The 25,005-nt window shown below is 58.7% G+C and carries 23 protein-coding genes and 2 pseudogenes; 11 read left to right on the top strand and 14 right to left on the bottom strand.

Annotation, left to right across the window (positions count from 1 at the left end):
* Positions 1-41: 41 nt before the first annotated feature.
* Positions 42-1,991 (bottom strand): DNA topoisomerase III, encoded by a 1,950-nt coding sequence (locus ACYZTX_RS18655; protein WP_462035318.1) that lies wholly within the window; start codon positions 1,989-1,991, stop codon positions 42-44.
* A 326-nt stretch (positions 1,992-2,317) separates the two neighbouring features.
* On the opposite strand from ACYZTX_RS18655, the gene ACYZTX_RS18650 reads away from it, so the two are divergent.
* A complete protein-coding gene (locus ACYZTX_RS18650; protein ID WP_462035317.1) occupies positions 2,318-2,686 on the top strand; it encodes a DUF427 domain-containing protein in 369 nt (122 codons plus the stop codon).
* Between the two features lie 69 nt (positions 2,687-2,755).
* Here ACYZTX_RS18650 and lldD read toward each other — a convergent pair whose 3' ends face one another.
* The 3 genes from lldD to ACYZTX_RS18635 form a co-directional block, all read right to left on the bottom strand.
* Entirely contained in the window at positions 2,756-3,898 is a 1,143-nt protein-coding gene (gene lldD / locus ACYZTX_RS18645; protein WP_462035316.1) for an FMN-dependent L-lactate dehydrogenase LldD, read from the bottom strand.
* A 102-nt stretch (positions 3,899-4,000) separates the two neighbouring features.
* On the bottom strand, positions 4,001-5,623 hold the full coding sequence (locus ACYZTX_RS18640) for an MFS transporter (protein ID WP_462035315.1): 1,623 nt from the start codon (positions 5,621-5,623) through the stop codon (positions 4,001-4,003).
* A gap of 200 nt (positions 5,624-5,823) precedes the next feature.
* Complete coding sequence (locus ACYZTX_RS18635; RefSeq protein ID WP_462035314.1) at positions 5,824-7,470, bottom strand: GMC family oxidoreductase; 1,647 nt, start codon at positions 7,468-7,470, stop codon at positions 5,824-5,826.
* Between the two features lie 120 nt (positions 7,471-7,590).
* Between ACYZTX_RS18635 and ACYZTX_RS18630 the strand changes: the two genes are divergently transcribed.
* The 3 genes from ACYZTX_RS18630 (at position 7,591) to ACYZTX_RS18620 (ending at position 9,511) form a co-directional block, all read left to right on the top strand.
* Positions 7,591-8,475, top strand: a complete 885-nt coding sequence (locus ACYZTX_RS18630; RefSeq protein WP_462035313.1) for a LysR family transcriptional regulator — start codon at positions 7,591-7,593, stop codon at positions 8,473-8,475.
* 76 nt (positions 8,476-8,551) lie between these two features.
* On the top strand, positions 8,552-8,767 hold the full coding sequence (locus tag ACYZTX_RS18625; RefSeq protein ID WP_462035312.1) for a DUF4287 domain-containing protein: 216 nt from the start codon (positions 8,552-8,554) through the stop codon (positions 8,765-8,767).
* A gap of 372 nt (positions 8,768-9,139) precedes the next feature.
* Positions 9,140-9,511 carry a DUF6124 family protein gene (locus ACYZTX_RS18620; RefSeq protein WP_462035311.1) on the top strand — a complete coding sequence of 124 codons (372 nt, stop codon included), beginning with the start codon at positions 9,140-9,142 and terminating at the stop codon, positions 9,509-9,511.
* Positions 9,512-9,653: 142 nt separating this feature from the next.
* Here ACYZTX_RS18620 and ACYZTX_RS18615 read toward each other — a convergent pair whose 3' ends face one another.
* Complete coding sequence (locus ACYZTX_RS18615; RefSeq protein ID WP_462035310.1) at positions 9,654-10,754, bottom strand: DNA alkylation repair protein; 1,101 nt, start codon at positions 10,752-10,754, stop codon at positions 9,654-9,656.
* Between the two features lie 61 nt (positions 10,755-10,815).
* Positions 10,816-12,624, bottom strand: a pseudogene (locus ACYZTX_RS18610) (monovalent cation:proton antiporter-2 (CPA2) family protein).
* Between the two features lie 157 nt (positions 12,625-12,781).
* Here ACYZTX_RS18610 and ACYZTX_RS18605 point away from each other — a divergent pair.
* Both ACYZTX_RS18605 and ACYZTX_RS18600 read left to right on the top strand, forming a co-directional pair.
* Positions 12,782-13,090 (top strand): RcnB family protein, encoded by a 309-nt coding sequence (locus tag ACYZTX_RS18605; protein ID WP_462035309.1) that lies wholly within the window; start codon positions 12,782-12,784, stop codon positions 13,088-13,090.
* Between the two features lie 100 nt (positions 13,091-13,190).
* On the top strand, positions 13,191-13,655 hold the full coding sequence (locus ACYZTX_RS18600) for a hypothetical protein (protein ID WP_462035308.1): 465 nt from the start codon (positions 13,191-13,193) through the stop codon (positions 13,653-13,655).
* A 5-nt stretch (positions 13,656-13,660) separates the two neighbouring features.
* On the opposite strand, the gene ACYZTX_RS18595 is transcribed toward ACYZTX_RS18600, so the two are convergent.
* The 3 genes and pseudogenes from ACYZTX_RS18595 to ACYZTX_RS18585 form a co-directional block, all read right to left on the bottom strand.
* Positions 13,661-14,734: a diguanylate cyclase domain-containing protein gene (locus tag ACYZTX_RS18595; protein ID WP_462035307.1), complete on the bottom strand. Its 1,074-nt coding sequence runs from the start codon at positions 14,732-14,734 to the stop codon at positions 13,661-13,663.
* A 103-nt stretch (positions 14,735-14,837) separates the two neighbouring features.
* On the bottom strand, positions 14,838-15,161 hold the full coding sequence (locus ACYZTX_RS18590; RefSeq protein WP_462037070.1) for a protealysin inhibitor emfourin: 324 nt from the start codon (positions 15,159-15,161) through the stop codon (positions 14,838-14,840).
* An 18-nt stretch (positions 15,162-15,179) separates the two neighbouring features.
* Positions 15,180-16,223: pseudogene (locus ACYZTX_RS18585) on the bottom strand (M4 family metallopeptidase); the annotation flags it as partial.
* Between the two features lie 147 nt (positions 16,224-16,370).
* Here ACYZTX_RS18585 and ACYZTX_RS18580 point away from each other — a divergent pair.
* The gene (locus tag ACYZTX_RS18580; RefSeq protein WP_462035306.1) at positions 16,371-16,709 is read left to right on the top strand and encodes an FKBP-type peptidyl-prolyl cis-trans isomerase; all 339 of its coding nucleotides are present in this window, start codon (positions 16,371-16,373) and stop codon (positions 16,707-16,709) included.
* Between the two features lie 84 nt (positions 16,710-16,793).
* On the opposite strand, the gene ACYZTX_RS18575 is transcribed toward ACYZTX_RS18580, so the two are convergent.
* The 4 genes from ACYZTX_RS18575 to ACYZTX_RS18560 form a co-directional block, all read right to left on the bottom strand.
* A complete protein-coding gene (locus ACYZTX_RS18575) occupies positions 16,794-17,129 on the bottom strand; it encodes a hypothetical protein (RefSeq protein ID WP_461972407.1) in 336 nt (111 codons plus the stop codon).
* A 225-nt stretch (positions 17,130-17,354) separates the two neighbouring features.
* Positions 17,355-17,594, bottom strand: a complete 240-nt coding sequence (locus ACYZTX_RS18570) for a pyocin S6 family toxin immunity protein (protein ID WP_461972405.1) — start codon at positions 17,592-17,594, stop codon at positions 17,355-17,357.
* A 15-nt stretch (positions 17,595-17,609) separates the two neighbouring features.
* On the bottom strand, positions 17,610-18,833 hold the full coding sequence (locus ACYZTX_RS18565) for a colicin E3/pyocin S6 family cytotoxin (RefSeq protein WP_462035305.1): 1,224 nt from the start codon (positions 18,831-18,833) through the stop codon (positions 17,610-17,612).
* Between the two features lie 417 nt (positions 18,834-19,250).
* Positions 19,251-20,372, bottom strand: coding sequence for a cytochrome P450 (locus ACYZTX_RS18560; RefSeq protein WP_462035304.1), 1,122 nt, complete (start codon positions 20,370-20,372; stop codon positions 19,251-19,253).
* A gap of 82 nt (positions 20,373-20,454) precedes the next feature.
* Here ACYZTX_RS18560 and ACYZTX_RS18555 point away from each other — a divergent pair, with 82 nt between their 5' ends.
* Positions 20,455-21,219: an ArsR/SmtB family transcription factor gene (locus ACYZTX_RS18555; protein ID WP_462035303.1), complete on the top strand. Its 765-nt coding sequence runs from the start codon at positions 20,455-20,457 to the stop codon at positions 21,217-21,219.
* Here the strand turns inward: ACYZTX_RS18555 and ACYZTX_RS18550 are convergent.
* Entirely contained in the window at positions 21,216-21,824 is a 609-nt protein-coding gene (locus ACYZTX_RS18550) for a LysE family translocator (protein ID WP_462035302.1), read from the bottom strand. The genes ACYZTX_RS18555 and ACYZTX_RS18550 overlap by 4 nt on opposite strands.
* A 105-nt stretch (positions 21,825-21,929) precedes the next feature.
* Here ACYZTX_RS18550 and ACYZTX_RS18545 point away from each other — a divergent pair, with 105 nt between their 5' ends.
* From ACYZTX_RS18545 to ACYZTX_RS18535, 3 genes are all read left to right on the top strand, one after another.
* The gene (locus ACYZTX_RS18545; protein ID WP_462035301.1) at positions 21,930-22,829 is read left to right on the top strand and encodes a LysR substrate-binding domain-containing protein; all 900 of its coding nucleotides are present in this window, start codon (positions 21,930-21,932) and stop codon (positions 22,827-22,829) included.
* Positions 22,830-22,911: 82 nt separating this feature from the next.
* The gene (locus ACYZTX_RS18540) at positions 22,912-24,132 is read left to right on the top strand and encodes a putative DNA modification/repair radical SAM protein (protein WP_462035300.1); all 1,221 of its coding nucleotides are present in this window, start codon (positions 22,912-22,914) and stop codon (positions 24,130-24,132) included.
* Positions 24,129-24,971: a TIGR03915 family putative DNA repair protein gene (locus tag ACYZTX_RS18535; protein WP_462035299.1), complete on the top strand. Its 843-nt coding sequence runs from the start codon at positions 24,129-24,131 to the stop codon at positions 24,969-24,971. Before ACYZTX_RS18540 ends, ACYZTX_RS18535 begins: the two co-directional genes overlap by 4 nt.
* Positions 24,972-25,005: the final 34 nt, after the last annotated feature.

Raw genomic sequence — 25,005 nt, 5'->3', positions numbered from 1 at the left:
CTTGAAGAACACTAGACCTTTTTAGCTCGCTTGAAGTGCCATCAAGCCTTGCTCGCCGGTTTTGCCGCGCGTCTGGTGCCCGTCGAGGGCTTGCGTTTGGCGGGCTTGCGTTTGTTTTTCCACGGGGTGGCACCGCGCCCGGCGGGGCTTGCCGGTCCGCTGATGGTCAGGCTCAGGCCGGCGCAACGGGCAACTTGTTTGCTCATCCACGCGGCCTGCTTGGTGACGAACTCTTCCAGGCTCATCTCGCCGCTCTGCACCATGTCCAGCGCCTGCTCCCAAATCGCCGTGGTCCCCGGGTCGGCGATGGCACGCGGCACGGCATCGATCAGGCTGAACGCGGCCGGGGTGGCGGCCAGGGCCTTGCCGTTCTTGATCAGATAACCACGGTCGAGCAGGCCCTGGATAATCGAGGCACGGGTCGCTTCGGTACCGATGCCGGTGGTGTCCTTGAGTTTCTGCTTGAGTAGCGGATCTTCCACCAGTTTGGCGACGTTCTTCATCGCCTTGATCAGATCGCCTTCGGTGAACGGTTTGGGCGGTTGCGTCCAGAGGTCCTTGAGCTTCACGTCGGCCACCGCGCAGTCACGCCCTTCGGCCAATGCCGGCAGAGTTTGCGGCGCCGGTGCTTCGCGGCCCTTGGCCGGGGCGAGGGCCTCGGGCAGGGCGCGCTTCCAGCCGGGCTCGACGATCTGCTTGCCAACCGCACGCAAGGCCTCACCGGCGCAGTCAAAGTCGGCCTGGGTCCGGTCGTATTCGTGGTTGGGCAGAAACTGCGCCAGATAACGCGCGCGAATCAGGGTGTAGACCGCCCGCTGCTTGCCCGCCAGTCGCTCGAGGTTTTTTGCCGCAGCGGTGGGGATGATGCCGTGGTGAGCGCTGACCTTGGCATCGTTCCAGGCCCGTGAGCGTCGCTGAGGCTCGAGGAAATCGTTCAAGGCGTTCAGTGCCGGATCAGCCTGTCTCAGCGCGGCAAGAATGCCCGGTGCTTCGCTGTGCTGACTCACGGGCAGATAACCGCAGTCGCTGCGTGGATAGGTGATGACCTTGTGGGTTTCGTACAGGGCCTGGGCGATATCGAGGGTTTCCTGGGCGCCGAGCCCGAGCTTCTTCGAGCAGACTTCCTGCAAGGTGCCCAGATCGAAGGGCAGGGGGGCCACTTCGCGCATCCGCTCGGTGCGCAGTTTGATCACTCGGGCACTCGCCGCGCTGCCGATCGCCGTCGCTGCTTGCTGCGCCAACGCCTGATTCAGGCAGCGATCCTGATCGTCGCAAACCCCGGAGGCCGCGCGCCACTGGGCGGTGAACGCGGTGCCGTCGTGCAGCAGTTGCACATCAATGGCCCAATAGGCGACCGGCACGAAATCGGCGATGCTGCGGTCGCGATCCACCACCAGGCGCAGGGTTGGCGTTTGTACCCGACCGACCGGCAATACACCCTGATAACCGGACTGACGCCCCAACAGCGTGAACAGCCGACTCATGTTCATCCCGATCAGCCAGTCGGCCCGCGAACGGCCGAGCGCCGAATGATAAAGACTAAAGGTTTCGGCCCCCGGCTTCAGGGCTGCCAACGCCTTGCGGATCGACGCATCGTCCAGCGCCGACAGCCATAGCCGCTGGATCGGCCCGCGATAACGGCAATGCTCCACCAGTTCCCGGGCGATCATCTCGCCCTCACGGTCGGCGTCGGTGGCAATCACCAGTTCCGAGGCCTCGCCGAGCAGCCGTTTGACCGCTTTGTACTGGCTGGCCGTGCGCGGTTTGACGGTCATCTTCCACTTCTCTGGAATGATCGGCAGATCCGCCAGCACCCAACGCTTGTAACGCGCGTCATAGGCGTCCGGCGGCGCGGTTTCCAGCAGATGGCCGATGCACCAGGTCACCGTGACGTCCGTTCCCAGCCAGCAGCCGTCGCCCCGACGCCTGGCGCCGAGGACGGCCGCAATGTCTTTGGCCTGGGAAGGTTTTTCACAGAGGTACAGCCGCATAACCACCATCGTTCAGTCGGTTTGAAGAGGTGAACAGAATGCGCAGGGAATGAAATTGGAGCAACCTTTATCTGTATGGATATACAGATAGCCAGTTCAATCTGCTCTGGCCCTCCGGGCGGCAGGTGCCGCCGAAGCTGCGGGTGTTTAATGAGTTTGTGGCAAGGGGGCTTGCTCCCGTTCGGCTGCGAAGCAGTCGCGGTACGGAAACATGAGGTATACCTATTTAATCGCGGTCGCAGGTTTTGGGGCTGCATCGCAGCCCATCGGGGGCAAGCCCCCTCGCCACAGGAGCGTGGGCGCTCCCGATAATCCAGGAGAATCTGATGAAAACCTCCGGTCCTAGTCCTGTCATCACCATCGCAGAGCAGCCGGGCTGCCTGCTTGTAAAGTTTCACGGTATTCAGGTAGCCGCGTCCGCACGGTCGCTGGTGTTGCTCGAGGCCAACTATCCTCCGGTGTATTACGTACCGCGGGAGGACATCGATGAAAAATACTTTGCCCGCACCGATCACACGAGTTATTGCCCCTACAAGGGCGATGCCAGCTATTTCAGCCTGCAAATCCCGGGGCATGAAGGCGCTAACGCGGTGTGGAGTTATGAAAACCCCAAAGTGTCGGTAGAGCAGATTAAGAATTACGTGGCGTTCTATCCCGATCAAGTGAAGTTTGAAATTATTGAAAACTTCGAGTGATGGCCGCTTTCCTGGCATCAACGAAAACGCCGCGCATGGGCGCGGCGTTTTCAAGGTCAGGCGTTCAGCTCATCGAACAGCATCCACCAGCGTGGATTCATCAATCTGACTGATCGAGGTCACCCCGGTCAGGGTCATGGCGACGCGCATTTCCTTGGCGAAGATATCCAGCATATTTTCCACCCCGCGTTGACCATCGGCGGCCAGTGCATAGGCCATGGAGCGCCCCAGCAATACGCCTTTTGCTCCCAGCGCCAACATCCGAACGACATCAAGCCCCGAGCGGATTCCCGAGTCGACCAGCACCGTCAGGTCATTACCGATGGCTTGCATGATGGGCGGCAATGCCTTGGTGGTAGAGAGCACACCATCCAGCTGCCTGCCACCGTGGTTCGACACGACAATGCCATCTGCGCCGAAGCTGACCGCGTCTCTGGCGTCCTGAGGATCGAGAATGCCTTTGATGATCATCGGGCCCTTCCAGAAATCACGAATCCACTCCAGATCACTCCAGCTGATCGAAGGGTCGAAGTTATTGGCCAACCAGCCCATGTAGTCTTCGAGCGTCACGGCTTTGCCAAGGTACTTCGAGATATTGCCCAGGTCGTGTGGACGCCCCATGACGCCGACGTTGAATGCCCAGTCGGGTTTGGTCATGGCCTGAAGCATTCGCCGCGATGATGCAAAAGGGCCTGACATGCCCGAGTGTGCGTCCCTGTATCGGGCGCCGGGCGTGGGCATGTCCACGGTAAACACGAGGTTTTGCACCCCGGCAGCCTTTGCACGTTCCAGGGCATTTTTCATGAAGCCCCGGTCTTTCAACACATACAGTTGAAACCAGATGGGTGGTTGGCTTTGTGCCGAGACCTCTTCGATCGAGCACACTGATACCGTTGATAGGCACAGTGGAATGCCTTTGTTTTCCGCCGCTTTGACAGCCTGCACTTCACCACGACGGGCGAACATGCCCGTCAGGCCTACCGGGGCCAATATGATCGGCATTGAAAGTGGTTGATCGAAGAGGGTGGTTTCAAGGCTCAGGGTTTCGACGTTTTTCAGAATGCGCTGACGAAGGCTGATGCCCGTCAGATCAGCGCTATTGGCCTTCAGCGTATGCTCTGCATAAGCGCCGCCATCAATGTAATCAAACAAAAAACGCGGGAGTTTGCGACGTGCTGCCTCGCGATAGTCGGATGCGGATGAAATGATCATGGTGCCTCGGTCTGGTGAGTGGCGGGGCGATGGTTGCGTCGAGCGTAGAGTCAGATTAACGAAAACGCCCCGCATTGCGGGGCGTTTTGTTTGCTCGTGCTGTCAGTTGGTATCCAGGTCCACGTTCTTGGTCTCACGCAAACAGATCATCCCCACCACCAGGCTCACCCCGGTAATCACCACCGGGTACCACAGCCCATAGAAGATGTCCCCGGTGTACACCACCAAGGCAAACGACACTGTTGGCAGGAAACCACCGAACCAGCCATTACCAATGTGGTACGGCAGGGACATCGAGGTGTAGCGGATGCGCGTCGGGAACAGTTCGACCATCAGCGCTGCCAGCGGGCCGTAGCACATGGCGGAAATGATGATCAGCACTACCATCAGCGCCACGATCATGGACTTGTTGACCTGTTGCGTATCGGCTTGTGACGGATACCCCGCCAATGTCACCGCGCCACGCAGGGCTGCTTCATCGTAACCATCGAGTTTCACTTCACCGACGCTCACCTGCACGGCACTGCCAGCGGGTGCGGCTTCGCTCTTGTAAGGGAGGCCCTGTTTCACCAGCAAGGTTTTGACCTTGTCGCAAGGGCTATCAAATTTCGCCTTGCCCACCGGGTCGAACTGGAAGGTGCAGGTGGCCGGGTCAGCCAGTACGGTGATCGGTGCCTGACGGCTGGCCAGGTCGATGGCCGGGTTGGCATAGTGGGCGATGGACTTGAAGATCGGGAAGTACAGCGCGGTGGCCAGCAGCAGGCCGATCATCAGAATCGGTTTGCGTCCGACTTTATCCGACAGCCAGCCGAAGAAAATAAAGAACGGGGCGCCGATGATCACGCTGACGATCAGCAGACTGTTGGCCAGCGCCGGGTCCATTTTCAGGAACTGGGTGAGGAAGAACAGCACGTAGAACTGCGCCGCGTAGAAGGTCACGGCTTGCCCGGCGTTGATGCTGAACAGGGCGATCAGGACGACTTTAAGGTTTTCCCATTTGCCGAAGGAATCGCGCAGTGGCGATTTGCAGAGTTTGCCTTCCTCTTTCATTTTCACGAACGCAGGCGACTCGTGCAGGCTCATGCGAATCCAGGTCGAGATGCCCAGCAGAATGATCGAAAACAGAAACGGAATCCGCCAGCCCCAGACTTCGAACTGGTCGCCGGTGAAGTAGCGGCAACCGAGCACCACCAGCAACGACAGCAGCAACCCGAGGGTTGCGGTGGACTGAATCCAGCTGGTGTGGAAGCCGCGTTTTCCCATCGGTGCGTGTTCCGCAACATACGTGGCAGCGCCGCCGTATTCACCGCCCAGGGCCAGGCCCTGAAGCATGCGCAGCACCACAAGAATGATCGGCGCGGCGATGCCGATGCTCGCGTAGGTCGGTAACAACCCGACGCAGAAAGTCGCCACCCCCATGAGGATGATGGTGGCGAGGAAGGTGTATTTACGCCCGATCATGTCCCCCAGCCGTCCGAACACCAGTGCGCCGAACGGTCGCACGATGAAGCCGGCAGCGAATGCCATCAGCGCAAAGATGAACGCCGTGGTGTCGTTGACCCCGGCGAAAAACTGTTTGCTGATCACTGCCGCGAGTGCGCCGTAGAGGAAAAAGTCGTACCACTCGAAGACTGTCCCGAGCGACGACGCGAAGATAACTTTCTGGGTCTCGCGGCTGGTGCCCGCGCTGCGTACGGCTTCCAGAGGCTGAACATGTTCTGACATATCGGTATCCCTCACAGTGATTGTTTTTTTTGTTCCACTGTCGGCGCCGGTCTTTTGGGCTGGCGTCGCTACTGTCGATGTATCGGGTGTACTCGTTCCTTGTAGGAGCTGCCGCAGGCTGCGATCTTTTGATCTTGAACTTCTGATGTTTTCAAGGACGCCAAAAGATCGCAGGCTTCGCCAGCTCCTACAGCTGTGATTCAGGTATTGGTGGTCAATTCCTTTTTCGGGGTGATGCTCCTTGTGTTGGGGTTAAGGATCAGTTGCGCGGCTTTTTCGGCAATCATCAGCGTAGGCGAACACGTGTTGCCCGAGGTGATGCGCGGCATGATCGAGGCGTCGGCGATGCGCAGGCCGGGGATGCCATGGACGCGCAGTTCGGCGTCGACCACGGCGTCCGCGTCGTTGCCCATGCGGCAGGTGCCGACCGGATGGAAAATCGTTGTGCCGATGCGGGCCGCGGCTTCGTGCAATTCTTCGTCGCTCTGCAAGCTGTCGCCGGGCAAGTACTCGACCGGTTTGAACGCTTGCAGGGCCGGTGCGGCGACGATGCGGCGGGTCAGGCGAATGGCATCCGCTGCCACTCGCAAGTCCTCCGGATGGCTCAAGTAATTGGGCTGAATCAGTGGTGCTTCCTGCGGATCGGTGGAGCGAATCTCAATGCGACCACGGCTTTGCGGGCGCAGATCGCACACCGACGCCGTGAAAGCAGGGAAGGCATGCAATGGCTCGCCGAAACGCTCCAGCGACAGTGGCTGAACGTGGTATTCGAGATTCGCCGAGGTCTGTTCCGACCCCGACCGCGCAAACGCACCGAGTTGACTGGGCGCCATGGACAACGGGCCGCTGCGGTCATACAGGTAGCGCAGGCCCATGCCCATCTTGCCCCACAGACTGCCTGCGATCTGATTGAGGGTGCGCGCATTTTCCAGTTTGTAGATCAGCCGCAGTTGCAGGTGATCCTGCAAGTTGCCACCCACGCCTGGCAACTCATGGGCAACGCCGATCCCCAGTCGTTGCAGCAGCGGGCGAGGGCCGATACCGGAACGTTGCAGGATGCTCGGTGAACCGACGGAGCCGGCGCACAGCACGATCTCTTTACGCGCCTTGAAGGTTTTCGCCTGACCCTGCCAACGCGCGCTGACCGCAGACGCACGGCCGTTTTCCAGCAGCACGCGATCGACTCCGACGTCGGTCAGCACAGTCAGATTGGGGCGGTTGCGGATCGGTTTGAGAAACGCCTTGGCCGCGTTCCAGCGAATCCCGGCTTTCTGATTGACCTGAAAGTAACCGCAGCCTTCATTGTCGCCCTGATTGAAGTCATCGATGCTGGCGATGCCGCTTTGCTCGGCAGCGCTTTGGAAGGCATCCAGAATCGGCCACGACAGCCGCTGGCGCTCGATCCGCCATTCCCCGGCGGCACCGTGAAATTCCGAGTCGCCGGCAAAATGGTTTTCGCTCTTTTTGAACAACGGCAGCACGTCTTGCCAGCTCCAGCCGGGATTGCCCTGAGCCGCCCATCCGTCATAGTCGCCGGCCTGGCCGCGCATGTAGATCATGCCGTTGATCGATGAACAGCCGCCGAGCACCTTGCCACGCGGGTAACTCAGGGCCCGACCTTGAAGGCCGGGTTGTGCTTCGGTCTTGAAGCACCAGTCGGTGCGCGGGTTGCCGATGCAGAACAGGTAACCCACGGGAATATGAATCCACGCATAGTTATCGCGGCCGCCGGCTTCAAGCAGCAACACGCGATGTTGCGGGTTGGCCGACAATCGATTGGCCAGTAAACAACCGGCCGGCCCGGCCCCGACCACGATGTAGTCGTATTCATCCAGAGAATTCTGCATGCGTGACCTTATGTTGTTGTTCTTGTTGTCAGTCATCCTAGTTGTTAGCTTTCGTCAAAAGAATGTTAGTTTTTGCGCAGCCGCTGTGCGTTTTTAAACACCTCGCTTCAAGGACGACTCATGTTCGACTGGAATGACCTGCGGTTTTTTCTCGAGTTACAGCGCAGCGGGCGTCTGCTGACCGCTGCCCGCCGTTTGAACACCACCCACGCCACTGTGGCCCGGCACATCGAGGCCATCGAAAAGAGCCTCGGCACCGCGCTGTTTGTCCAGCATGCCCAAGGCTATGAGCTGACCCCGGCCGGCGAAGCGCTGCTCAAACACGCCGAAGCCATGGAAAACGTCGCGCTGCTGGCTCAGGAAGAAATCACTCAGTCGAGCGCACCGTTAGGCAAAATCCGTGTCGGGGTGACGGAGGGGTTGGGCATCATGTTCCTCGCCAGCCGCATGAACGGTCTGTTCGAGCGTTATCCGGGGCTGGAAGTGGAACTGGTGGCGGTGCCGCGGTTTGTCAGCATCCTCAACCGCGAAGCGGAAATCAGCATCCACCTGGAGCGCCCGTCCGCCGACATGCTGGTCACCCGCAAACTGACTGACTATCGCCTGGCGCTGTATGCCAGCCAGGACTACCTCGACCGCTCGCCACCACTGCGCAGCCGCGAAGACCTCGGTCGCCACGCCTGGATCGGTTATGTCGATGACTTGTTGTTCAGCCAGGAACTGATGTTCCTCAATAGTTTCTGTCGCAACCCGCAGGTGGTGTTCCACAGCACCAGCGTCATCGCCCAGCAACAGGCTGCGCGCTCAGGCCTGGGGATCGCCGTGTTGCCGTGCTACATGGCCAGCGCTGACCCCGATTTAGTGCCGTTGTTGCCGGATGAAAGCATCCAGCGCAGCTACTGGATCAGCACGCGGCGCGAGCTACACAAATCCGTGCGGTTGCGAGTGTTGTGGGATTACGTGGTGGAGTTGTGTGAGGCCGAGCAGGGGTTGTTGCTGGGATAACGTTTGTCGTCCAGTCTGTTGGATGACGACAAGGAGCGTTATCCGACACTCCGTCGCGATAAAGGGAGCTTGCAGCATGACCGACGACACAAAAACAAAAGGCCCGGCGTCGTACTTCCCATCAATCGAGAAAAAGTACGGGCAGCCAATCAGCCACTGGCTGGATCTGCTGGGAACAGTGAGCGGTAAGAAACATATGGAAATGGTCGCCTGGCTGAAGGCTGAACACGGTATGGGGCATGGCCATGCCAACGCTTTGGTTGCGCATTATTTGGCAAGTTCGCCCACCTGACCGTAGCCCAGTTAAACAAGAAAAATCGTGAGCGTTTAAATGAAGCTTGGCGTTACCACCTAAGGGCTACAACGCCTTGCGCCACCGCCTACAGGTAAGACAGAATCCGCCGGCTTGTGCGTCTAGGGGGCCGTCGGCAACTTGATTCCTGTCACTGCTCATCAGTGATCGGGTCTGCAAGCCCGCCGGAATACCAGTCGCATAGCTCTGCCACAGGACGCTCGTTTATGTCCGCGAAATGGCGGCTTTGTGCGGGAGATCTTCGGATCTGCCGGGTTCCTGGTTTCCCGGTCTTGCAGACCCGCACATAGCTGCCACCCATCATCTGCAAGTGATGCTGGTAGCTCCTAATGAACAATCAGGAGTTTTGCCATGATCAAACCCACGCCCAATCCGCCGGACGCCGATCCGCCGGACGCCGATCCGGTGTCCCCGTACGAACCCGATTCAAAAAAACTCAACGAGGCCGCCGAGCGGGCTCTCGACTTCCACTTCCCGTCGAATGCCGATATCAAAGCCGCCGCGCGTACACCCCGCGCCCTGTTTTCCGTGGACCCAGAGGCTACTACCGAAACCCTGATGGTTTTTTTGGTCGAGACGCTGGCCTCGGTCGATGTGATGGTCCATCAGTTGGTAGATCATCTGGAAGGTGGATCGCGCTACGCCCTGCTGGGCATTTCTAACAGCATCATGGTGGCGGAGATCACCGCGAACCGAGTTCTGGATCACATTGATACGCCTTGAAGTGTGAGCTCCATCCCCCTGTAGGAGCTGCCGAAGGCTGCGATCTTTTGATCTTGATGTTCAACGGTCTTGAAGCCGCCAAAAGATCGCAGGCTTTGCCAGCTCCTACAGGGACCGTATTTCAAGCGAAGGCTGTGGTGCTTCAGGCAAGGATTTCGAATGCGGTACTGGCCAGGCGCTCGCCGTTCACCAGAATGTGCACGGCGTGCTTGCCTGTGTAATGCCGGCGGGTGGTGAGTTCCTTGATCTGCTGACTACGAGCGATGGTCTCGGTTGCCTTGCCGGGAAGCGTCAGCGCCTTGAGCTTGAACACCTTCGCCGACGTGCTGCCGTTGGCTTTGACGTAATCGATGGCGTAGTCGATCACCAGTCGCTGACTGTCCTCGACCCTGGATTTGACGCCAAAGGACAGGGTGATTTTTTCACCCAGGCGAATCACCGCCGGTTGCACCTTCACATCGATGATTTCGACCTCTGGCTTGCCGCCCGCGCCAATGATCGCCAATGCTCGTTGGTTGCCCTGTTTGATCAGGCTGCGCAGGGCATGTTTGGCGATCCACGCCGTGTGTTTGTTGTCCAGTGACCAGCTTTCTATCAGGTCCAGCACCCACTCGGGATGATCCTTGGTGATGTCGTTGAGGTGGTTGGCCACGGACTTGCGCACGTAGAGGCTGTCGTCGGCCTTGAGGTTGTCCAGGATCACGGCGGCCAGTGTCGGGTCGGCTTGCACGTGCTCCAGTCGAAACGACCATGGCAGGCGCGGCCGGCTACCTTCGCTGGCCAGGCGCCGGACGTGTTCGTTTTCGTCCAGGGACCAATCGTGCATGACCGCCAGTGAGCGTTCGATGTCGCTGCGCAGGAAATAGCGGATCGCGAACTCCGAGGAGCCGAACGCAGTGAAGTACTTGAGGGCGTCCATGGACTGTTCGAATGCATGTCCGCCATACGTCGCGACGTAATGCGGCAATGAGATGCTGACGAAGCCGCTGTTCAGCCGCGGAGCGAGGGCGCGCAGCACCTCAAGCGTCTCTTCGTAACTCAACGGCAGTACCGCGTGCAGGCACTCGCTGACCCGGGCCATGCGCTGCATGATTGATAATTCGGCTAGCCCGTCGTTGGCCATTTTCAGGAAGGCCTTGGCGTTGAATCGGGGGTAGACCGCAGTCATCTCGGCGGCGATGTGGTTGAGGCGGTCAGCGTTGAAGATTTCTTTTAGGGCGGGGGTGGGTTGGTCAGCAGCCATTGTGGATTCCTTTGAATGTGTCATTTATCCAGTGCACCGCGACGAGGCTCTGACAGTCGCCTCAACGCTTGCCTGATTCTTCTTCCAGTTGATCCGCCTCAAACAACCTCGCCAGTTCCGCCCGCGCTTCCTGCGCCGTCTGCAATACCTTCGCCGCATCGTCATAAATCGCATGCTGGGCCTCCAGCACTTGCTCGTCGTGATGCTTGAAACGCTTGATCCGCGCATCGGCCTGGGCTTGGGTCAAACCCAGCCCGACCAGCGTGCGCCGGCTCATTTCCAGGCTCGAATAATAGGTTTCCCGAATGGCCTCGGCGCCCAGGTCCACCAGCCGATGCACATGCTGACGGTTACGCGCCCGGGCGATGATTTTGATGTGCGGATAGAGTTTATGCACCAACTCGGCGGTCTTGATGTTGGTGTCCGGGTCGTCGGTGGCGATGACAAAGTATTCCGCCTACTCGACCTTGGCCGCACTGAGGATCTCCGGGCGCATCGGGTCGCCGTAGAACACCGGCACGCCGCCGAAGCTGCGCGACAGTTCAATGGTTTCCACCGAGGTATCGAGGGCGACGAACTTGATGTTTTGCGCGCGCAAAATCCGCGCAACGATCTGCCCCATACGGCCCATGCCGGCGATCACCACGCGCGGCGTGTCGGTATCGATCTCGCGGAATTTCTCCGGCACCACCACGGGTTGAACCTTGGGGCTGACCAGTCGCGCGCACAGCAGCAATAGCAGCGGCGTCACCGCCATGGACAACGTGATGGTCAGCACCAGCAAGTCGTACAGGTGCGGCTCGAACAGCCCCTGGTCGCGGCCAATCTTGAACACCACAAAGGCAAACTCACCACCGGCGGCCAGCACGATGCCGAGGCGAATGGCACTGACCTTGCCCAGACCACCCGCCAGCCGACCGACGACAAACAGCAACGGCAATTTGATTGCGATCAGCAACAGGGTCAGGCCCAGCACGGTGATCGGCGCGCTCAGTAGCAGACTCAGATTGGCGCCCATGCCGACACTGATGAAAAACAGCCCCAGCAGCAATCCCTTGAACGGTTCGATTTGCGCTTCCAGTTCGTGGCGGTATTCGGAGTCCGCCAGCAGCAACCCGGCGAGGAACGCCCCCAACGCCATGGACACGCCGACCAGGTCCATCAGCCACGCCGTGCCGATCACCACCAGCAACGCAGTGGCGGTGGAGACTTCCGGCAAACCGGTCTTGGCCACCACCCGGAACACCGGTCGCAGCAGATACCGCCCACCGATCACCACCACCGCGATGCTGCCCAGCACGCGCAAACCGTGATTGAGGTCATCGGCAGTGCTGGTGGTGTGATCGCCGCCCGCCAGCAACGGCACCATGGCGATCAACGGGATGGCGGCGATGTCCTGAAACAACAGAATCGCGAATGCCAGCCGACCGTGAGGGCTGGTCAGTTCTTTGCGTTCGGCCAGGCTTTGCAAACCGAATGCGGTGGACGACAGCGCCAGGCCCAAGCCCAACACGATCGCGCTGTTCAACGGCTGACCGAACACGAACAGCGCCAGCACACCAATCACCGACCCCGTCAGCAGCACCTGCGCCAAGCCGACGCCGAACACTGATTTGCGCATCACCCACAAACGTCGCGGCGACAGCTCAAGGCCAATGATGAACAGCAGCAACACTACCCCGAGTTCGGAAATGTGGCTGACGCTTTGCGGATTGCCAATCAGCCCAAGCACCGACGGGCCGATGATTACGCCGGCAAACAGATAACCCAGCACCGCCCCCAGTTGCAGGCGCTTGGCCAAGGGAACGGTGAGCACCGCCGCGAACAGAAACACGACAGCGGCTTGCAACAGGTTGCCTTCATGGGGCATGGCGAACCTCCAGGGACTCGGTGCGGCGGGGCGGTAAGGATAAAGGCTTGAGAAGCGTGCGTCAGCCAATGCAATCGCAATCATTGCAGCAATAAGGAATGATTCAGCTTCAGCGCAGTCGGATTTCAGATACCACGACATCAATTGAGGTTCATCGATGAACAACAAGACCCTTATCGCCAGCCTCGCCCTTGTCGCAGGCATTGCCGGTATCAGCCCGATCGTTCAAGCGGATGACCCACCGCAAAAAACCGTCCAGCCCGGTGTTAACAATACCCGTCAGCTGGTGGTCGGCGACCGCGCCCCGGACGTTTACCAGCGCAGCGAAAAAGCCCTGGTCAACTGGAAGCAGAAAGGCCTGAAAGCGCCGAAGGCTCAGGCGCAGTGGGTGCAGATCAACGGTAAGTACATGATGGTGATGATCACCAACGGGACGATTGTGGATATCACGCCGGTGGAGCGCTAGGCCGCAAGCAACATTTAGCCATTGAAGGCTGATTGAAATCGCCTGCAGTTCCGGTAAAGCTCGGCGGCGATTTTGTTGACTGGATGTCAGGAGCGACTCGTTGGAAAAGAAACCCCTATACCGCAAGGTCAATACCCGCACTTGGGGTGTCTGGCGTAATGAAATCACGGGACATTACCGGCATCAGCGCAATACCAAGACTGAAACCCAAAACGATGCAGCGCGGGGTTCGATGCATGGAACTCGTCGGCACGGGTTCGATTACACGCCATTGTTCCGGTTTCTGCTGTCTCGTGTGGGAAGGCAATGGGATGAGGTTTTCAGCGAAGCGGTGGCTCGCCTCGATCGACCTGAGCCGGTGTTCTGGATGGTGGCTCTGCATGAAAACGAAAGGAAGGAGCAGGTGTGTCTGGGAGAGTCGAGCTACTTCAGTGGCTTGTATGTCGATGATCAGGGTCGTTTGCGGATCGTCAATCCTGAGTTGACGGCCGAGCGCATGACGCCTTATTGCCATTGCTGCACCCACACCTTTAACGGCATTCCTTTCGGCCAGCGCAAGGACTGAACGGGTCATTCAACCCGGCTTTGGCTCATTGTTTGTTCGCCCAACCGATACTGATTATTCCCACTGCGCTTCGCCTCATACATCGCCAGATCCGCAATATGAATCAACCGGTCCATGCTCGGCGCATGGTCCGGGAACACCGCAACCCCCAGGCTGGTGCCGATGTGTCGTTGGTCATTGCCGATGGTCACTGGTGGCGACAGCTCGACGAAGATTTTCTGGCAGATGCTGCGGGCTTCATCTTGCAGGCTGTTGCCCTGGGACAAGCCTTGAAGGATGACCACAAATTCGTCGCCACCGATCCGGGCGACGGTATCGGTTGAACGCAGGATTCGCTTCAACCGGGTGGCGGTGGTGATCAATACCCGGTCGCCAGCCGCGTGGCCGTAAACATCGTTGATTGCCTTGAAACCATTGAGGTCGACAAACACCAGCGCAACCCTCGTGGCGCTGATGCGGGCCTGTTCCAGCGCCTCGGACAGGCGCTCTTCGAGCACCAGGCGATTGGGCAGACCGGTCAGCGGGTCGAAGTGGGCCAGGTGTTGCAGGTAGCTGGCAGAGGCTTTTTCCTCGGTGATATCGCGTACCACGCCCATCATCTTGATCGTTGCATCGTGGTCGTTCTTGACCACATTGCCGGTTTCCCGAAGCCAGCGGAGGGTGCCGTCGGGCCAGACGACCCGGTATTCCTCGTCATGGTTTTCGCCGGTTTCCAGGCAGCGCAATTCTCCGGCACGGACCCTGGCCCGGTCGTCCGGGTGAACACAGGAGCAAAACAGCGCGTAGGAGGGCGTTACTTCGTCGATCTTGAAACCGAACATGCCGTAGATCGCGTCCGACCAATAGAGCTTGTCGGTGTCGACATCCCAGTCCCAGGTACCGATGCGGGCGAAGTATTGGCTGCGTTTGAAGCGTTCGGCGTCGCCGTCCTGACGGATATTCTGTCCGTCAGTCAGGCTGGTGATCAGCACGCGATACGCGGCCAACTGCTTTTGCAGCGAGCGCTCGCGACAGATCAACACGATGATCAGGGCAAGCATCACTGAGCCGATGGTTGCGCTGGTCCAGTCCACATTCATTCAGGGTATGCCATCGTGGCGCATCAGCCGTATCGGGAGAGATGTGCCTATGTTAGTTCACACGACCCTTAATGATCAGCCTCTAATGCGAGGCGCGGCAGGTTTAAAGCACTTCACCTTTGTCCCACAGATGCACCAATTCCCCAGGCGCCTGATCTTCAGGCACCTTCATCACCATCCGGTCGTCCTGTTCGCCGCTGCGGAAGCGCACTTCTATTTGATAGAAGCGCTGATCGCCCCGGCCAGCAGATAAACTCGTCATAAGCAGACAACCCTCGAGCAACGAGCAGATGCGGGTGCGTTGGTCGGCATCGCATTGGGCAAATTCGATCTCGCGGGGACGGGTCAAGTTGTGGATCGCCGCCACACCGCCCTGGCGGGAGAGACGTACCACGGCATCATCACCAAGTGTTGGCAGAGTTTTCATGGTTTCTCCTGTCTCGGGGTCGACGCCCACTTCAGACCAGGCTTGCCGCACCGCCTGAGCTGCATCGGCGCCAAAACGCTGTCCGGCATGCTCGACAGTCAGATCAGCGAAGGCACTGAAGGTCGCTTCGCTATTCAGGCGTTTGTCGCACAGCGTGTCGTACCAGATGCGGCCGGCTATTTCCCAGGCAAATCCGCCCAGCGCCATCGCGGCCAGATAAAACGCCCGATTAGGGATGCCCGAATTGATGTGCACACCACCATTGTCCTCCTGGGTGATCACGAACTCGCGCATGTGGTCCGGTTGCGGGTCCTTGCCAAGCAACGGGTCGTCATAGGCCGTGCCCGGATGAGCCATCGAACGCAAACCGACGCCTTTGATGCGTGGCGTCAGCAAGTCTGCGCCGATCAACCAGTCAGCCTCTTCGGCGGTCTGGCCCAGTACATGTTGTTTGATCAGTACCCCGAATACGTCCGATAGCGATTCATTCAATGCCCCGGACTGGTTGGCGTACTCCAGGCCGGCTTCGCTCTCGATCACGCCGTGCGCCAATTCGTGACCGATCACATCCAGAGAGCGGGTGAAGCGTTCGAAGATTTCGCCATCGCCGTCACCGAACACCATTTGCGCGCCGTTCCAGAACGCGTTCTCGTAATCCTGGCCGTAATGCACGCTGCCGATCAAGGCAAAGCCCTTGTTGTCGATGGAGTCGCGACCCAGCACTTTCCAGAAGAAATCATAGCTGGCACCCAGTGCGTCGTAGGCTTCATCGACCGCCGGATCGCTGGTGGCCGCCTGGCCTTCAAGCCGCACGGGCATGCCAGGCAGGAGCGTTTTGCCCTGGGCATCGTAAATGCTGCGCTGTGCCACGCCAGGTTGCCCGGCCTGCGGCAGGATCGCTTGGGCGGGGGGGCGCGATGGCGGCCCGGGATTGTGCCGCAGACGGCGGACATGAGTCAGTGTGGTCTGCGCGCTGGAGCGCTGATGGTCGGAGCCAAAGGCGATGATACGGTTGAGAATGTAGGGTGGGATGAAACTGTGCAGCGGTGATGAGTCGGTCATCAGAGCATCCTTTCCTGAATATGAAGTCGTTATTCATGTGAACCGGTTGGCGGTCTTTCGGTTCCGTGGATTGCCTTCAGCGCCGGTTTCTGCGAAAACCTCCGTCCGCGCCCAATCCACCGGGGCGATCGTGAGCGAGTAAGAACCATGAACAACGAGTTGCAAATCATCGACCTTGAGCCGGGCGACGGCAAAGCTGCCGTCAAAGGCGCGCTGATTACCACCCAATACCGTGGCTGGCTGGAAGACGGAACTGAATTCGATTCTTCCTACAGCCGGGGTAAACCTTTCCAGTGCGTGATTGGCACGGGGCGGGTGATCAAGGGTTGGGATCAGGGGATTTTAGGCATGCAGGTGGGCGGCAAGCGCAAGTTGCTGGTGCCGGCGCATCTGGCCTACGGTGAACGGACCATGGGCAAGATCACGCCGAACTCGAACCTGATCTTCGAGATTGAATTGCTGGAAGTGCTGACGCGGGATGATTGATTGGTGTGTGAGCTGAAATGATCATTTGTGGCGAGGGGGCAAGCGCTCCTCACCACAATGCCCTGTGTTCGAGCTCCCGGCGGGTCAGGTGAATGCGTCAATATCGTCAAGCGTGTCCGCAATAATTCCTTCCAAGGAAGGAAATTTTTTCTTCACGGTTTCGAGTGCCGCAAGGACCGTTTCCCGATCCAGTTCGCTATGCCTGCGAGCTATATGACCAAGAGCAGTGACGGCGGATGCTGCAACCGTTTCAGACTCACTTGCGAGGAACTTAAGGCAAGTGTTCTGAGCCCAGGTTCTGTTTCCTTCATTCAGACCGATAGAAACCAACCCCGCGATAACATTCGTATCCACGCCGCTGGCAAGAAGCTTCGTCGCTTCATCGTGGCTCATTGATGGATCTTGGTAGAGAAGGCTCACTTTTTTACTCCCAGAATATTGCCCTTGTCTCATGGGCATGCAGATGGGCGGCAAGCGCAAGTCTGCTGCCGGCGCATTTGGCGCACGAGATATTTCAGACAAACCGCATTTGTCCGAATCACGACTGCTGCGTAATCAGAGGGGCAAGCGCCCTCGCTACAATTAATTGGTTCAATCCAGGTTGGAAGCTGATCACAAATAATCCAGCTTCCATCTCAGTTGTACCTACTCCCGCACCCCTATGAAGAGGTCCAATTCAGTCGGTAACTGCTCATTGAGAGCTTTGGCGATTTGTTGGACTTGCTCACCGGTCAGTAGCCATTCCCCATCCGCGCTTTCATTAAGACTTTTCCAGCCCAGACAACTAATTATCGCGTCCTCAAACTCAGGTCGAACTGTAAGTTCGTATTTTAAGGAGTCATCCTCGCCATCACCTTTTAAAAATCCACTAATCCATAAAAACATAAATAACCTCTTAATTTATTTCTCGGTGGTTCTGCCGGGTTTTGCGGGGTCTATCTGTTCACCCGTTTCATGGTTGAACTCGCCAAGATGCTTACCTTGCTTGTCGTAAATCTCTATCGCGCCTGTCTTGCTGTCCCATTCATATATTCGCCCTTTTCGGTCTTTCCACCGACTACGCTTCCCGCCGCCGCCCTGAACACTGCTTTTTGATTTAACAGGAAAGGCATCTGGAAATGCAGGTAATGCCATCGGCGGCCGGTGGTACTTTATATCACCGCCGACAGCAGATCTTGAAATTACAACATACAGCGGCTGCACACCGGAATCAGCCGGGAAAACAAGAATGAAGTCCTTGTACTCCGGCGGGTAAATCGGGTTAACGATGATGTTATCTGCCTGTTCGGTAGGCGGATAAATCCAGATGTGCGGGGCTTGTGGGGCACCTTCCAGCGGTGGGATTTCCGAAGTGCGGGACGGGTCAACGGCTGGCGTCCATATCAGCGTTGTCCCATTGCCGAAGTCAGCCACTTGCTGAGTGCCTTGAACTACGAACTGCACTACAGGAATCATTTCCCAATCGCTGCGCTTCTGGGTGTTGTATCCGTATCCCTTCAAGGTGCCATCGGCCTTCTGTTCGACATGCAGTCGGACACGTGTTCGGCCTTCCTTGATCGACTTCAGCTGTTCTTCGGTGTACAGGGAACTGTCGCCCAGATTCGACGGCCAGAGTAGTGCAACCATTCCCACCAATGCGCCTGCAGCAACACCTCCCGTTACTACGCCTGCACCACCAGCCGCACTTGTGCCGGTGCCAGCAGCACCGACCCCACCTAAGAGAAGCGTTCCCAATGCAGCAGGTAACGCGTTACCACTGATTTTTTTTAAAGGGATGTTTCCCGCTGCATCCTTTTCGCGACCACCCAGCAGGGAGAATTTTCCGTAATCGGCCAGTTTCTCGATAGGGACAAATCTGGCTGGGTTGTCGTGATTGATTACTCCGTCGGGGAGGTTGCAGCTTTTGGCGAACACGCAACCCCTGGAGCCGGGAGGTTCCTGTTGTTGAGGTTGCCTGATGAAACGGTCTTCATATGCCTGTTGTCGGACCAACATGTCGTCATATGTTTTTTGTCTGGCGTCCCGCTCTGCCAGTTCGGTGGCGTTCATGTAGCGGCTGGTGACGTGGTGCCCGTCGCCTGACGGTGGGTTTTGGACCCGAGGTATGTCTGTGTGGCGAGCCATGAGCGTCCTTGTTTCATCTTTTGAAAGCGATGTGGACGCTACATAAAAGAGCATTTGATAGATGTAGGACTGATCTGAAACTCTGACCGTTGTTACAAATGGCGCTCCTCGCTATAGCTCAGCTTGTTGCTATGCGCGGATCTGAAACGGAATGAACCGCCATCTATGTAAGCAGAGAGGGGGGGCGGCAATAGTGCTGGAGCATCTCCACGTGCTTAGGAACCCCAGTACAAAGACCTTGTTATCAATCAAAACGTCTTCCATCGCAGTGGCGCTAATACTGTATGGATAGTCAATATTGGTTGTGAGGCTTTTCCACAAGGTTGTGTCCCTAGATAGCACACCCACCGTTCGTTTGATCGTTCCCACGCAGAGCGTGAGAACGATCCGACTTGCCCGCAAGAACGATGGCACGATCTACGGCAAATCGCTAAAGAGCGGAATACGCCCGTTCAGCGAAGGCCGGTAGTGCCAGGTCAGGCAATCCAAAGCAGGTTTCATCGTTAGAATTTCCTTCAAAGTAGCGCTGGCAATACTCAGGGCCAGAATCTGCCCCGGACATTGATGCCGCCCCGCACCGAAAGTGAAACTGCGCCGGTCCGGACGATCCGGAAGAAAAACGTCTGGATGGTCATTGAGCTGCGGATCACGATTAGCCGAAGCCAGCAGCACCAGAATCACGTCGCCAGTATTCAAGTTTACCCCGTCGATTTCACAAGGCGCAGCGACAAACCGGCGAGTGTTCTGCACCGACGGATCGAAGCGCTGAACTTCAGCAATCAAGTCGTCAATGCATGTCGATTCGCTCCGCAAAGACGGATTTCGAATCAACGCCAACAGCGCATTGCCGATCAGCCCGGCGGTGGCTTCATAGGTCTGGGAGAACAGGCCGATCAGGTTGGCGATCAACGTTTCAGAGTCCTCAGAGGTTGCCGCGAAGCGCTGGCGGATCCCGGCGAGCAGGGCGCTCTGATGGCTCAGGTCACCCAGCAGCTCAACGAAATAGCCGCTCAACTGTTCGGCAGCAGCCTGTGCAGCGTCCAATTGCACCTGATCGCTGAGGGGCGACAAACAGGCCACGAAGTCTGCGGTCAGCTCGCCAATGGCGCGGCCCTGAGCAGGGGAAAACCCGAGCAATGCAGCCACCACGCAAACCGGTCCGCGGAACATCGCGTTGTACAACCCATCGGCGGCCGGAGTGAGCAGGCGAGCGCCAACCAGCGAATTGACTTCATCAACATCAATCAACGCCAACCCTGGTTGAATCGCCGACCTCGGGCAACGCTGCCGTTCGCCCTCATTCATCCGCATCAACTGACCAAATACCCGTCCAGCCATGCCGCCAACAATCGCCTTGGGCACCGGCTCGTGGGACGGCCGGACATGACAGTCTGGATGCGCCAGCACGGCCGCAACGGCTCGTGCGCTACCCGCCACCCACACGTTCAGTCCTTGGTGAAAAACCAGCCCGCCCTGCGCGCGCAGTTGCGCGTAATAGGGATAAGGATCGGCATGAGTCGCAGCGATGATCGGGTCCATGGGGCGCAGCCTTGTTCGTGGTAGGAGAAGTGTTGCTACTATCTCCAGTCCGAAAGGGTCTTGATTCGTCCGGGAGCGAAATATGAACGTAGAACAGCACGATATCGGCGTTTCTCAGGTGGCCGCGGCCATCGCTGAACCGGCCCGGACGAAAATCCTCTGTTCGCTGATGGACGGCCACGCCCGCACCAGCACCGAGTTGGCGGCGATTGCCGAAGTCAGCGCCTCCACGGCCAGCGCGCACCTGGCCAAACTCAAGGAACTGGCGCTGGTGCGTTTGCATGTTCAGGGCCGCCATCGCTATTACAGCCTGGCGGACAAGCGCGTCGCCCAGGCGCTGGAGGCGTTGATGGTGATCGGCCAGAACGCCGCTCCGGCCTTTAACCCGCGTACCCCGGATCGCCTGCAATTTGCCCGCACCTGCTACGACCACATGGCCGGCACGTTGGCGGTGCTGCTGCATGACCGGATGGTCGAAGCGGGGTGCTTGCTGGAAACCGATGGACAGGTCTATCAGCTGAGCGCCAGCGGTGAGGTGTTGTTCGAAGGATTGGGTATCGAGGTCAAGGATCTGAATACGCTGCGCCGCCGCTTCGCCTGCCCATGCCTGGACTGGAGCATGCGCCGGCCGCATCTGGGCGGTTCGTTGGGGGCGGCGTTGTTGCAAATGGCGATCAAGCGCAAATGGGTGATTCAGGACCTGGACAGCCGCGCGCTGGCGTTGACGGCGACGGGGCGCAAGGAACTCAGCAGCCGGTTCGCTGTTGAACTGCCGATTCAGGTATCGACAGCACAGCCCACGTCCACCGAGACCAGGCGTCGCGTGATCGCCAGTTCTGTGCCTTAGCGACTGGCCGAGGCCATCAGCACGCCGAAACCGGCGAAGGTCACGCCCGAGACTTTCGCCGCCAGCCAGGAACCCTTCGGGCTCGACAACCAGCCTTTGGCGGCATTGGCGAGCAAGGCATAGCTGCCATGCACCAGGATCACCAGTACGCCGTAGGAGGCGACCAGTTTGAAGAACTGTGAGTAGAAGTGCGCCGAGGTGTCGATGAATTGCGGGAATACCGCCAGAAAGAAAAACACCGCTTTGGGGTTCAAGAACTGAATCGAAGCCGCTTCAAGGAAGCGATAGCCCGGGCTTGAGGGGCGCACTTCAAGCAGCGTGCTGAAACGATCCGAGCGCCAGCTTTTGTAACCCAGGTACAGCAAATAGGCGGCCCCTGCGTATTTCAACGTGGTGAAGGCGTTGGCGGAGGCGCTGAGTATCAAGCCGACACTGGTGGCGCTAATGGAGGCGACAACAAACGCTCCCGACGCGATCCCCAGAATGCCCGGCACTGCGCCCGTCCATCCGTGACGCACCGCGTTGGACAGGGTCAAGACCACGCCAGGCCCTGGACTCAAAATGGTCAGAGTGGCGAAAAGTAGAAAGAGTCCATAGTTGTTCATGTCTTGCTCCGTCAGGTGGCGCTGGCTGCATGCGGGCAGATTGGCGTGACGAGGAGGGCATGACAAACGCTTTAATTGCGCCGCATATGTGACTAAATTAGACGCATGATGAATCAACTTCCCCCGCTTAACGCTGTTCGCGCCTTTGCTGTTGCTGCTCGTCATCAGAGTTTCAGCCTCGCGGCCGAAGAGCTGCATGTCAGTCACAGCGCTGTCAGCCGGCACATTAAACTGCTTGAGGAGCATCTGGGCGTGCTACTGTTCGAGCGGCGTATCCGTCAATCGGTGCTGACCCCGGTCGGTCGGCGCTTTTATGAGCAAGTCAGTGCCGGGTTGTCGCAGATTGCCAACGCCGCCGCTGCGCTCAAGCAACATACCTCGCTGCCGACCGTGAAGATCAATGTCCGTCCGTCCTTTGCCATGCTTTGGCTGACGCCCAGGCTGGCGGATTTCATTGCGCAGCACCCGGACATCAATCCGCAGGTGATCACCCAAACCCAGGCACCCGATCATGCACGCGACGGGTTCGACATCGTCATTCGCCGTGGTCGTGACGACTGGGCGCCGGCGATTGAGGCGCGAGCCCTCTTCGAAGACCAACTGTTACTGGTCGCGGCACCCTCGTTGATCAAGCGCCAGGCCCTTGAAGACCTCACGTCCCTGAGCCGGCACACGTTGCTGACCGCCAAGGCGCGTCGTGAAGACTGGCACAATTGGGCCATGCACTTTGGTCAAACCCAATCAGCCACTCAGGTCACCCGGCAGTTTGATCACATGCACCGGGTGCTTGAGGCCGCCGTGGATGGACAGGGTATTGCCTTGTGCCCGACTTCTTTGCTGGGCAGCCACCTCTCGAGCGGACGCTTGATCTGCCCGTTGCCCGAGTTGCGCATGCCGCTGCCGCGTTATTACTACGGGGTTGCGCCGGACGTGACGGCGCAGACGCGAGTGTTTGTGGAGTGGTTGTTTGCGCGGATTGCTCAGGAGGCGGCTGTGGTGCTGTAATGACCCGACCAAGGGTTCGATGCCGACTTGAACAGGGAGCGCTGTCTCTGTACTGTATATTCAAACAGTATAGGCGTGCCCCATGGAACTCATCGACAAGCTCAGCATTCTCGCCGACGCCGCCAAGTACGACGCCTCATGCGCCAGCAGTGGCGCACCGAAGCGCAGCTCCCAGGGGAAGAGCGGGCTGGGTTCGACCGATGGCATGGGCATCTGTCACAGCTATACGCCAGACGGACGTTGCGTCTCGTTGCTGAAGATTCTGCTGACCAACTTCTGTCTCTACGACTGTCAGTACTGCGTTAATAGACGCTCCAGCGACGTGCCCCGCGCACGCTTCACGCCGGAAGAGGTTGTGACGCTGACCATGGATTTCTACCGGCGCAACTGCGTCAGCGGGCTGTTTCTCAGCTCCGGGATCATTCGATCGGCGGATTACACCATGGAGCAGCTGATTCGCGTGGCCAAGCTGTTGCGCGAAGACCATGAGTTTCGCGGTTACATCCACCTCAAGACCATTCCCGAAGCAGACCCTGCGCTGATCGTGGAAGCGGGGCGTTATGCCGATCGCTTGAGCGTCAACATCGAGTTGCCCACCGACGCAAGTCTGCAAACACTGGCCCCGGAAAAACACCTGGGCTCGATCAAGCAAGCAATGCAGACGATCTACACCGGCGAGCAAACGGTGCTCAACGAACCGCGCGCGCCGAAATTCGCCCCGGCCGGGCAGAGCACACAAATGATCGTTGGCGCCGATGACACCGACGACAGCACCATTCTTCACAGTGCCCAGGCGCTGTACGGCAACTTCCGTTTGCGTCGGGTCTATTACTCCGCGTTCAGTCCGATCCCCAATAGCCCGAAGAGCGTGCCGCTGGCCGCGCCGCCATTGATGCGCGAGCACCGTCTGTATCAAGCTGACTTCCTGCTGCGCAGCTACGGCTTCACGGCGGGCGAATTGTTCCAGGGGCCGGGGCATCTGGCGCTCGACATCGACCCGAAACTGGCCTGGGCGCTGGCAAATCGTGAGGTCTTCCCGCTGGATCTCAATCGCGCCGAGGCGTCACTAATCGCCCGTATTCCGGGCATCGGCCTGCGAACCACCGAGCGTCTGGTGGAACTGCGTCAGCAGCGACGCATTCGTTATGAGGATCTGGCACGGATGCGCTGTGTGCTGGCCAAGGCCAAGCCGTTCTTCATCACCAGCGACTACCACCCCCAGCAGGCGGAGGTCACCAGTCATCTGCTGTATCAGCAACTGCGCGACCGTCCGCAACCGCAGCAAATGGGATTGTGGGGATGATTAATCTGGATTGCGACGACCTGTTCGACACCTGGCGTCAGCAGGCGCGTTGGTTGCTCAGTCATGAAGTCGATCCCAGTCTGGTGAGTTGGGCCAGTGAAGGCGTGGCAGACCTGTTCGCCAGTGACGATGTACCGCCCGAGTCGCAGGGACCGTATCAGGCACGCGTTCCGAGAGCGCTGTTGGACACCCTTGAGCGCGCTGCCCGTTATCGAGGCAATCAGCGCTGGAGTCTGTTGTACGAGGTGCTGTGGCGGGTGAGTCACGGCGATCGCACGGCAGTGCTCGCGGGTGACAAACTTGGCAGTGAATTACAGAGGCGAATCAAGCAGGTACAGCGTGAATCTCATCATTTACATGCATTCGTCCGTTTTGTCGCGATGCCTGAAAACGAGGGTCCGCAGTACGTTGCGTGGTATGAACCGGCCCATGACATTCTGCACAGCGCCAGTGAACACTTCATCGGCCGAATGGGCCGTCACCGTTGGCTGATCGCCACGCCTCGGGACGGGGTGTACTACGATGGCGAGCAGTTGATTCATCAACGGCAATGCCCGGTTGAATGGCAGCAGCTGGCGCAAAACGTCGACGATCCGCACGGCGGGATGTGGTTGACCTACTACAGCCACATCTTCAATCCGGCGCGGTTGAACCCGAAAGTCATGCAGGGGCATTTGCCGGCGCGGTTCTGGAAAAACCTGCCTGAAGGCGTGCTGATTCCGGGGTTGATCACTCAGGCTCGGACCGGCAAACAACAGGACGGTCAGGCCAGCGGCATCAAGGGCAGGGGTGGCAAGCGCATTGTGTCGGGAGTGGGCGAACGTGGCCAAGGCTCATAAAAAAAGCCCCCCATCGCCAATGCGATGGAGGGCT

The organism is Pseudomonas sp. MDT1-17, from assembly GCF_054898105.1.
Note: the sequence above shows the minus strand (reverse complement) of the source record. Positions and strands in the feature narration are given on the sequence as shown.

Coding starts and splice junctions, on each gene's coding strand:
- ACYZTX_RS18655 (WP_462035318.1), bottom strand. CDS start 1,991: ATGCGGCTGTACCTCTGTGAAAAACCTTCCCAGGCCAAAGACATTGCG.
- ACYZTX_RS18650 (WP_462035317.1), top strand. CDS start 2,318: ATGAAAACCTCCGGTCCTAGTCCTGTCATCACCATCGCAGAGCAGCCG.
- lldD (WP_462035316.1), bottom strand. CDS start 3,898: ATGATCATTTCATCCGCATCCGACTATCGCGAGGCAGCACGTCGCAAA.
- ACYZTX_RS18640 (WP_462035315.1), bottom strand. CDS start 5,623: ATGTCAGAACATGTTCAGCCTCTGGAAGCCGTACGCAGCGCGGGCACC.
- ACYZTX_RS18635 (WP_462035314.1), bottom strand. CDS start 7,470: ATGCAGAATTCTCTGGATGAATACGACTACATCGTGGTCGGGGCCGGG.
- ACYZTX_RS18630 (WP_462035313.1), top strand. CDS start 7,591: ATGTTCGACTGGAATGACCTGCGGTTTTTTCTCGAGTTACAGCGCAGC.
- ACYZTX_RS18625 (WP_462035312.1), top strand. CDS start 8,552: ATGACCGACGACACAAAAACAAAAGGCCCGGCGTCGTACTTCCCATCA.
- ACYZTX_RS18620 (WP_462035311.1), top strand. CDS start 9,140: ATGATCAAACCCACGCCCAATCCGCCGGACGCCGATCCGCCGGACGCC.
- ACYZTX_RS18615 (WP_462035310.1), bottom strand. CDS start 10,754: ATGGCTGCTGACCAACCCACCCCCGCCCTAAAAGAAATCTTCAACGCT.
- ACYZTX_RS18605 (WP_462035309.1), top strand. CDS start 12,782: ATGAACAACAAGACCCTTATCGCCAGCCTCGCCCTTGTCGCAGGCATT.
- ACYZTX_RS18595 (WP_462035307.1), bottom strand. CDS start 14,734: ATGAATGTGGACTGGACCAGCGCAACCATCGGCTCAGTGATGCTTGCC.
- ACYZTX_RS18590 (WP_462037070.1), bottom strand. CDS start 15,161: ATGAAAACTCTGCCAACACTTGGTGATGATGCCGTGGTACGTCTCTCC.
- ACYZTX_RS18580 (WP_462035306.1), top strand. CDS start 16,371: ATGAACAACGAGTTGCAAATCATCGACCTTGAGCCGGGCGACGGCAAA.
- ACYZTX_RS18570 (WP_461972405.1), bottom strand. CDS start 17,594: ATGTTTTTATGGATTAGTGGATTTTTAAAAGGTGATGGCGAGGATGAC.
- ACYZTX_RS18565 (WP_462035305.1), bottom strand. CDS start 18,833: ATGGCTCGCCACACAGACATACCTCGGGTCCAAAACCCACCGTCAGGC.
- ACYZTX_RS18560 (WP_462035304.1), bottom strand. CDS start 20,372: ATGGACCCGATCATCGCTGCGACTCATGCCGATCCTTATCCCTATTAC.
- ACYZTX_RS18555 (WP_462035303.1), top strand. CDS start 20,455: ATGAACGTAGAACAGCACGATATCGGCGTTTCTCAGGTGGCCGCGGCC.
- ACYZTX_RS18550 (WP_462035302.1), bottom strand. CDS start 21,824: ATGAACAACTATGGACTCTTTCTACTTTTCGCCACTCTGACCATTTTG.
- ACYZTX_RS18545 (WP_462035301.1), top strand. CDS start 21,930: ATGATGAATCAACTTCCCCCGCTTAACGCTGTTCGCGCCTTTGCTGTT.
- ACYZTX_RS18540 (WP_462035300.1), top strand. CDS start 22,912: ATGGAACTCATCGACAAGCTCAGCATTCTCGCCGACGCCGCCAAGTAC.
- ACYZTX_RS18535 (WP_462035299.1), top strand. CDS start 24,129: ATGATTAATCTGGATTGCGACGACCTGTTCGACACCTGGCGTCAGCAG.